Here is an 8232-nt window from a genome sequence, read left to right as displayed (position 1 = left end):
ATGTTAGAACATTGTTATTTAGTCATTCCTATTCACCAGGTTAAAATCTATTTCCCTGAAAAGGTAAAGTAACAATTTACTCTACCAGAGTCATAAACGTCAGGGGACAATTAATGAGCCATTAACCAGAATGGATCACGAAATTTCCTCACCCAGTGTCAGATGAGGAAATCCATATTGCTTTATAAATTAACTTTCTCATCCTCTAACTTACAGGTATTACAAGGTAGATTTTTGCCAATGAGGAAGCGATAAACTGCGGCCCCGAGGCAAGCACCAATAATCGGCGCCACAATCGGAATAATGAAATAAGGGATATCACGGCCGCCGGTCATTGAGATTTTTCCCCAACCAGCAAAGAAGGTAAATAATTTAGGACCAAAATCACGTGCTGGATTCATGGCAAAACCAGTTAATGGAGCGGTAGAAGCCCCAATAACCGCCACCAGAATACCGATCAATAGTGGACCTAATGCACCGCGTGGCACACCGTTACCATCATCAGTTAGTGCCATAATCAGCCCCATAAGAATCGAGGTGATAATAATTTCAACAAATGCAGCCTGCCATACGCTGATTGCCGGTGATGGGAAGGTGCTGAAGATACTGGCTAATTGCAGACTTTCCATGCTGCCACGCACCATCTGGTGTGCGGCTTCGAAATCAGTAAATAAATTATGATAGAGCATATAGGCCAGTGCCGCGCCACCAAAAGCACCGGCAACTTGAGCAATGCTGTACGGGATGACTTTCCGTGCGGGGAAACAGGCAAATAGCCATAATGCGATAGTAATGGCCGGGTTGAGGTGAGCACCGGAAATTCCTGCCGTCAGGTAGACCGCCAGTGAAATACCCAGCCCCCACACGATACAGATTTCCCACAAACCAAAACTGGCACCTGCTACTTTCAATGCAGCTAAACAACTAATACCAAAAAACAAAAACAGCCCGGTACCGAGAAATTCCGCAATACACTGCGCTTTTAGTGAGTCGTTCATAGGGTTACCCTGCTTGTTATTAAATTAATACGTTATATACCCTAAATAATTCAAGTTTCAGGAAGGCGGCAACTGAGTAAATCCCCAGGAGCTTACATCAGTAAGTGACTGGGGTGAGCGAAGGCAGCCAACGCACATGCAGCTCGAAGTATGACGGGTATGGAAATGCACGGCCCATGACCTAGCCACTATAAAGAGAGCAAAAATGAAAGTGTTGTCGTGATGTGCCATTAATTAAATAAAAAATAGACCTTGAATAACAAATTATTGTCATTTCCGTAGAAAAGTTAGCGCCAACACCGTGTTAACAGGCACTTTTATGCTTTATTCCGCTATATGACTTTCTTGCCATTTATTCTTTCCGTTATTGTTATCAAGCTCGCACTTTTGTGGCTACTCCCCCCTCAGGTGTATCATTATATTTATGCGCGCGATCACGCGAACTATTTAATCGGGCAGGCGCGCAATTAGCAAATTTAATAGCTACTGTCACCTAATAAATTGTAATTCTGAATATGTAATAGCCAGTTATTATCACCCAACATCAACGAAATAACGTTTTAAAACATAATATTAAGTTATAGCCATGACAATAATTTGTTATTTCCTCACTAACCATTCCCGTCAGTAAATTCAATACAGCCATTCTTTTTCATTGCTTGTTTGTATATTCGTTCTCAGCACGAACCTGACAACTTTATTTTTAAACTTACCGAATTTGTTTTTTTAAATTTACTGAATGGCCCCAACACGACAATTTTTATTTTAGAACCTGAAGCGCGTTTGAAACCGTAATAGCTGTATTTCCAACGCACAAACATCAGGTCCCTGACATCCCCGTCGAGGTATTTATGCAACAAGAAGCACTAGGAATGGTGGAAACCAAAGGGTTGACTGCGGCCATTGAGGCTGCGGACACCATGGTGAAATCGGCCAATGTGACATTAGTCGGCTATGAAAAAATTGGCTCTGGTCTGGTCACCGTCATCGTACGTGGTGATGTGGGCGCAGTTAAAGCAGCCACTGATGCCGGTGCAAGTGCGGCTGCGAAAGTGGGTGAAGTGAAATCGACCCATGTCATCCCACGGCCACACACCGATGTCGAGAAGTTCTTGCCAAAGGGAAATAGCTAATGAAAAGCAATGACCTGGTCGACCAAATCATGGCGCAGGTGATAGCAAAAGTCAGCGAACACGCTCCGGCGTCTTCTAAACAACCCTCCTATAAACAACGAGATACGGCTATGGCTGAGAAGACTTGCAGTTTAACGGAATTTGTTGGTACCGCGATCGGTGACACGGTCGGACTGGTGATCGCCAACGTCGACAGCGCCCTACTGGACGCAATGAAGCTGGAAAAACGCTATCGCTCCATCGGTATTTTGGGCGCACGTACCGGCGCAGGCCCGCACATCATGGCGGCCGATGAAGCTGTCAAAGCCACCAATACTGAAGTGGTCAGTATTGAGTTACCCCGCGATACCAAGGGCGGTGCCGGTCATGGCTCGCTGATCATCTTCGGTGGTGATGATGTTTCTGATGTGAAACGTGCCGTCGAAGTGGCGCTGAAAGAGCTGGATCGGACCTTCGGCGATGTTTACGCCAATGAAGCCGGTCACATTGAATTGCAGTACAGCGCACGTGCCAGCCACGCATTGGAAAAAGCATTTGGCGCGCCATTGGGCCGTTCTTGCGGTGTGATAGTCGGTGCACCGGCGTCGATTGGTGTTTTGATGGCGGATACCGCCGTGAAATCTGCCAACGTTGACGTGGTGGCTTACAGCTCCCCCGCACATGGCACCAGCTTCAGTAACGAAGTGATTCTGGTTATCTCCGGTGATTCTGGCGCAGTTCGTCAGGCAGTAATTTCTGCCCGTGAGATTGGCAAAACGGTATTAGCGACCTTGGGTTCTGAACCGAAAAACGACCGCCCTTCTTATATCTGACGCCACAGTGAGGCTGTTTCATGAAATCGAAAAGATTTGAAGCGTTGGCGAAACGCCCGGTTAATCAGGACGGCTTTGTCAAAGAGTGGATCGAGGAAGGCTTTATTGCCATGGAAAGCCCGAATGATCCAAAACCTTCCATCAAGATTGTTAACGGTGTGGTGACCGAATTAGACGGTAAGCCACAAAGCAGTTTCGACCTGATAGACCACTTTATCGCCCGCTACGGTATCAATCTGGCGCATGCGGAAGAAGTGATGAAGATGGATTCCATCAAGTTGGCCAACATGCTGTGTGATCCTAACGTATCGCGCCGCACCATTGTGCCACTCACTACAGCAATGACCCCGGCCAAAATTGTCGAGGTGGTTTCTCATATGAACGTGGTGGAAATGATGATGTCGATGCAGAAAATGCGCGCACGTCGTACCCCATCACAACAGGCTCACGTCACTAACGTTAAAGATAACCCGGTGCAGATTGCCGCCGATGCCGCCGAAGGCGCATACCGTGGCTTTGATGAGCAGGAAACTACCGTGGCCGTGGCCCGTTATGCGCCATTCAATGCCATTGCGCTGTTGGTCGGTTCGCAAGTGGGTCGCCCTGGTGTGCTGACGCAATGTTCGCTGGAAGAAGCCACCGAGTTGAAGCTGGGGATGCTGGGCCATACCTGTTATGCCGAAACTATTTCGGTTTACGGTACTGAGCCGGTATTTACCGACGGTGATGACACGCCATGGTCCAAAGGCTTCCTCGCCTCGTCCTATGCATCACGCGGTTTGAAAATGCGTTTTACCTCTGGTTCAGGCTCCGAGGTGCAAATGGGTTATGCCGAAGGCAAATCCATGCTGTATCTGGAAGCTCGCTGTATCTATATCACCAAAGCTGCCGGGGTTCAGGGGCTGCAAAATGGTTCAGTGAGTTGTGTCGGCGTGCCGTCCGCGGTGCCATCAGGCATCCGGGCCATCCTGGCAGAAAACCTGATTTGCTCTGCACTGGATTTGGAATGTGCTTCCAGTAACGACCAGACCTTTACCCACTCCGATATGCGCCGTACCGCCCGTCTGCTGATGCAGTTCCTGCCGGGTACTGACTTTATCTCCTCTGGTTTTTCTGCGGTGCCTAACTACGACAACATGTTCGCCGGTTCCAACGAAGATGCCGAAGACTTTGACGATTACAACGTATTGCAGCGCGACTTGAAAGTTGATGGTGGCTTGCGTCCGGTGCTGGAAGCTGACGTGGTGGCGATTCGTAATAAAGCTGCCCGTGCGCTGCAAGCGGTATTTGCCGGTATGGGCCTGCCACCAATTACTGACGAAGAAGTGATTGCGGCGACATATGCACACGGCTCGAAAGATATGCCGGAACGTAACATCGTTGAAGACATCAAGTTCGCTCAGGAAATCATCAGCAAAAACCGTACTGGTTTGGAAGTGGTAAAAGCATTGGCTCAAGGCGGTTTCGAAGATGTAGCGCAAGACATGCTCAACATCCAGAAAGCCAAAATTGCCGGTGACTACCTGCATACCTCGGCGATCATTAAAGGTGACAACCAAGTGCTGTCAGCGGTGAATGACGTCAATGACTACGCGGGTCCAGCTACCGGTTACCGGCTGGAAGGTGCACGTTGGGAAGAGATCAAAAACATTCCAAACGCGCTTGATCCGAATGAGCTTGGTTAAGGGGTTCACGAGATGGTGGATATTAACGAAAAACTGTTACGTCAAATTATCGAAGGCGTATTGCAGGAAATGCAGGGAGACAAAAATACCGTCTCCTTTAAGCAGGATACCCAACCCGCAGCGGCTACGGCCACTGTTGCTGAAGGAAATTTCCTGACCGAAGTGGGTGAAGCCCGCCCTGGCAGCAATCAGGATGAAGTGATCATTGCCGTCGGCCCGGCATTTGGCCTGTCGCAAACGGCTAACATCGTCGGTATCCCGCACAAAAATATTCTGCGCGAACTGATTGCCGGTATTGAAGAAGAAGGCATTAAAGCACGGGTTATCCGCTGCTTTAAATCCTCCGACGTGGCGTTTGTTGCCGTCGAGGGTAACCGCCTGAGTGGTTCCGGTATCTCTATCGGCATTCAATCCAAAGGCACTACGGTGATTCATCAGCAAGGCTTACCGCCGCTCTCCAATCTGGAGTTGTTCCCGCAGGCCCCACTGTTGACGCTGGAAACTTATCGCCAAATTGGTAAAAACGCCGCGCGTTATGCCAAACGGGAATCACCACAACCGGTTCCTACCCTGAACGACCAAATGGCACGGCCAAAATATCAGGCCAAATCAGCGATTCTGCATATTAAAGAAACCAAATATGTGGTGACCGGCAAGAATCCTCAGGAACTCCGGGTGGCGCTTTAACAAAGGAAAACACAATGAATTCCGAAGCTATTGAATCCATGGTTCGCGATGTGCTGAGCAAGATGAACAGCTTGCAAGGCCAGACACCTGCGGCTGCTTGTGCGGCACCAGCAGCCAGTTCGCGCAATGATGCCAAAGTCTCTGATTATCCGTTGGCAAATAAACACCCTGATTGGGTCAAAACAGCCACAAACAAAACGCTGGATGACCTCACGCTGGCTAACGTTTTGAACGGCAGTGTTACTTCGCAAGATTTGCGGATTACACCGGAAATCCTGAGTATTCAGGCATCCATTGCCCGTGATGCGGGTCGCCCACTGTTGGCAATTAACTTCGAGCGTGCGGCCGAGCTGACCGCGGTACCGGATGACAAGGTATTGGATATCTACAACGCCCTGCGGCCATTCCGCTCCAGCAAAGAGGAGCTGAACGCTATCGCCGACGACCTGGAACAGACCTACCAAGCGACCATCTGTGCGGCATTCGTCCGTGAAGCTGCCGTTTTGTATGTCCAGCGTAAGAAGCTAAAAGGCGACGATTAACGCAGTGATATCAATCAAGGGGAAGCGTGCCATGGGGGTCGTAGCGGCGTAAGCCGCCGGAGCGCCCCTAGGTACGATAGCCCCGTTGATCACGACATCCAGTTATTAGTCATTTAAGGATCGGATATGGATTACATCGTCGGTGTGGATATTGGTAACTCATCAACAGAAGTGGCATTAGCACAATGCACGGCTGATGGTCAGTTGCACTTTATTACCAGTACCCTGACCGAAACGACGGGTATCAAAGGGACTCAACGCAATATTTTCGGCATCAACAAGGCGCTGAATATGTTGGTGGAAAAGGCCGGTATTGCGCTAAGCGATATCAGCCTGATCCGCATTAACGAGGCCACACCGGTGATCGGTGATGTGGCGATGGAGACAATTACCGAAACCATCATCACCGAATCCACCATGATCGGTCATAACCCGAAAACCCCTGGTGGACTGGGATTGGGGGTTGGGCTGACCATTACTATTGATGAGTTAGTTACCCGTGACCCTGCCCAACCTTACATTCTGGTGGTGCCATCAGCGGTGGATTTCGCCGATGTCGCGGCGGTGGTAAATGCCGCTAACGGCGCTGGCTACCGCATCACTGCGGTTATCTTGCAACGGGACGATGGCGTGCTGGTCAGTAATCGGCTGGCGTATCCGCTACCGATCGTTGATGAGGTGCTACATATCGACCGCATTCCGATGGGCATGCTGGCGGCGGTAGAAGTTGCGATGCCGGGTCAGGTGATTGAAACCCTCTCTAACCCCTATGGCATTGCCACCGTATTTGAACTGAGTGCCGAAGAAACCAAAAACATTGTGCCGGTGGCACGAGCGTTGATTGGTACCCGCTCGGCGGTGGTAGTGAAAACCCCAGAAGGGGATGTTAAAGCTCGCTCGATACCGGCCGGTCATCTGGAGTTATTTGCCGACGGTCGCACGGTGCGGGTGGATGTGGCGACCGGAAGTGAAGCCATTATGACCGCGGTTAACAGCTTTCGCCATTTGGACAATGTCAGTGGTGAAGCAGGAACCAATATCGGCGGCATGCTCGAACACGTTCGCCAAACCATGGCGGAACTGACCAATAAACCAACCAATGAGATCTTCATTCAAGACTTGCTGGCAGTAGACACTGCCGTGCCGGTCAATGTCACCGGCGGTCTGGCGGGCGAATTCTCGCTTGAACAAGCGGTGGGCATCGCCTCCATGGTGAAGTCTGATCGCCTGCAAATGGCGCATATCGCCAGAGAAATCGAAAAGACTCTGAATATTGATGTTCAGGTTGGGGGGGCGGAAGCCGAAGCGGCGATACTCGGCGCGCTGACCACACCAGGGACGCAACGGCCACTCGCCATCCTCGATTTGGGGGCGGGATCTACCGACGCCTCCATCATCAATGCTCAGGGCCAAATCGTCGCCACCCATCTGGCGGGAGCCGGCGATATGGTCACGATGATCATCGCCTCTGAATTAGATTTACAAGACCGCTATCTGGCAGAGGACATCAAAAAGTATCCGCTGGCAAAAGTGGAAAGTTTATTCCACCTGCGTCATGAAGATGGCAGCGTTCAGTTCTTCCCACAACCGCTGCCGCCAGAGGTCTTTGCCCGACTGGTGGTGGTCAAGCCGGAAGGTTTGGTGCCACTGCCGGGGGATTACGCGCTGGAAAAAGTACGCAATATCCGCCGCTCCGCTAAAGAGCGGGTGTTTGTTACCAATGCGCTTCGCGCCCTGCGTCAAGTCAGCCCGACCGGCAATATCCGCGATATCCCCTTCGTGGTGTTGGTTGGCGGCTCGTCGCTGGACTTTGAAATCCCGCAATTGGTCACCGATGCCCTCTCTCACTACAAATTGGTGGCGGGGCGCGGCAACATTCGCGCCAGCGAGGGGCCGCGTAATGCGGTAGCCACCGGGCTGATTCTGGCCTATCAACGGGAGAATCACGGATGAATTTCACCCATGACACCCCCGCAATAGTAATCAGTCTGACCACACCGACACCCGAAGCCGTCTGGCATCAGGTGCTGCTAGGTATTGAGGAGGAAGGTATTCCCTGGCGCTGGCAACAAGACGACGACGGCGATGTAGCACAACGCGCCTGGCAGGCCGCAACCCGCTCCCCGCTATTGGTCGGGCTGGCCTGTTCCGGCGACGAAGTGGTCGTGCATTTCCGTAACTTACCGCCCGCCAACCCGCTATTTCGCCAGCGGCGCGGGCAGAACGAGGACCAACTACGGCGGCTTGGCAATAACGCAGCCCGGTTAGTCAAAGGATTACCATTTAAATAACCCCATACAAATCTCAGGGCGTTGTCGGTGCAGGCAGTTTGGACTTGGCCAGCGCACAGCCACCGGAGCGTACACCTGGTGTTG

At 51.0% G+C, this 8232-nt stretch carries 8 protein-coding genes; 7 read left to right on the top strand and 1 reads right to left on the bottom strand.

The window, feature by feature from the left end; translation table 11 throughout:
* Positions 1-182: 182 nt before the first annotated feature.
* Positions 183-998, bottom strand: coding sequence for a propanediol diffusion facilitator PduF (pduF, locus tag V1952_RS07650; protein ID WP_083159268.1), 816 nt, complete (start codon positions 996-998; stop codon positions 183-185).
* Between the two features lie 851 nt (positions 999-1849).
* Here pduF and pduA point away from each other — a divergent pair.
* The 7 genes from pduA (at position 1850) to V1952_RS07615 (ending at position 8148) form a co-directional block, all read left to right on the top strand.
* On the top strand, positions 1850-2131 hold the full coding sequence (pduA, locus tag V1952_RS07645; RefSeq protein ID WP_032906380.1) for a propanediol utilization microcompartment protein PduA: 282 nt from the start codon (positions 1850-1852) through the stop codon (positions 2129-2131).
* Positions 2131-2943 carry a propanediol utilization microcompartment protein PduB gene (gene pduB / locus V1952_RS07640; RefSeq protein WP_004699354.1) on the top strand — a complete coding sequence of 271 codons (813 nt, stop codon included), beginning with the start codon at positions 2131-2133 and terminating at the stop codon, positions 2941-2943. The genes pduA and pduB overlap by 1 nt, the downstream gene beginning before the upstream one ends.
* A 20-nt stretch (positions 2944-2963) precedes the next feature.
* On the top strand, positions 2964-4628 hold the full coding sequence (pduC, locus tag V1952_RS07635; protein ID WP_005185311.1) for a propanediol dehydratase large subunit PduC: 1665 nt from the start codon (positions 2964-2966) through the stop codon (positions 4626-4628).
* 15 nt (positions 4629-4643) lie between these two features.
* Positions 4644-5315, top strand: coding sequence for a propanediol/glycerol family dehydratase medium subunit (locus tag V1952_RS07630; protein ID WP_372559863.1), 672 nt, complete (start codon positions 4644-4646; stop codon positions 5313-5315).
* A gap of 14 nt (positions 5316-5329) precedes the next feature.
* Positions 5330-5857, top strand: coding sequence for a propanediol dehydratase small subunit PduE (gene pduE / locus V1952_RS07625; protein WP_420074565.1), 528 nt, complete (start codon positions 5330-5332; stop codon positions 5855-5857).
* Between the two features lie 126 nt (positions 5858-5983).
* Entirely contained in the window at positions 5984-7810 is a 1827-nt protein-coding gene (locus V1952_RS07620; RefSeq protein ID WP_420070914.1) for a diol dehydratase reactivase subunit alpha, read from the top strand.
* Positions 7807-8148 (top strand): glycerol dehydratase reactivase beta/small subunit family protein, encoded by a 342-nt coding sequence (locus V1952_RS07615; RefSeq protein WP_372558489.1) that lies wholly within the window; start codon positions 7807-7809, stop codon positions 8146-8148. The genes V1952_RS07620 and V1952_RS07615 overlap by 4 nt, the downstream gene beginning before the upstream one ends.
* Positions 8149-8232 lie beyond the last annotated feature (84 nt).

The organism is Yersinia sp. 2542 StPb PI, from assembly GCF_048593855.1.
GTDB lineage: Bacteria > Pseudomonadota > Gammaproteobacteria > Enterobacterales > Enterobacteriaceae > Yersinia > Yersinia enterocolitica_E.
This window is presented reverse-complemented; position numbering and strand designations above follow the sequence as displayed.

Bases quoted from the DNA above. Each gene is read 5' to 3' on its own strand.
- pduF (WP_083159268.1), bottom strand. From the start codon at position 998: ATGAACGACTCACTAAAAGCGCAGTGTATTGCGGAATTTCTCGGTACC.
- pduA (WP_032906380.1), top strand. From the start codon at position 1,850: ATGCAACAAGAAGCACTAGGAATGGTGGAAACCAAAGGGTTGACTGCG.
- pduB (WP_004699354.1), top strand. From the start codon at position 2,131: ATGAAAAGCAATGACCTGGTCGACCAAATCATGGCGCAGGTGATAGCA.
- pduC (WP_005185311.1), top strand. From the start codon at position 2,964: ATGAAATCGAAAAGATTTGAAGCGTTGGCGAAACGCCCGGTTAATCAG.
- pduE (WP_420074565.1), top strand. From the start codon at position 5,330: ATGAATTCCGAAGCTATTGAATCCATGGTTCGCGATGTGCTGAGCAAG.
- V1952_RS07620 (WP_420070914.1), top strand. From the start codon at position 5,984: ATGGATTACATCGTCGGTGTGGATATTGGTAACTCATCAACAGAAGTG.
- V1952_RS07615 (WP_372558489.1), top strand. From the start codon at position 7,807: ATGAATTTCACCCATGACACCCCCGCAATAGTAATCAGTCTGACCACA.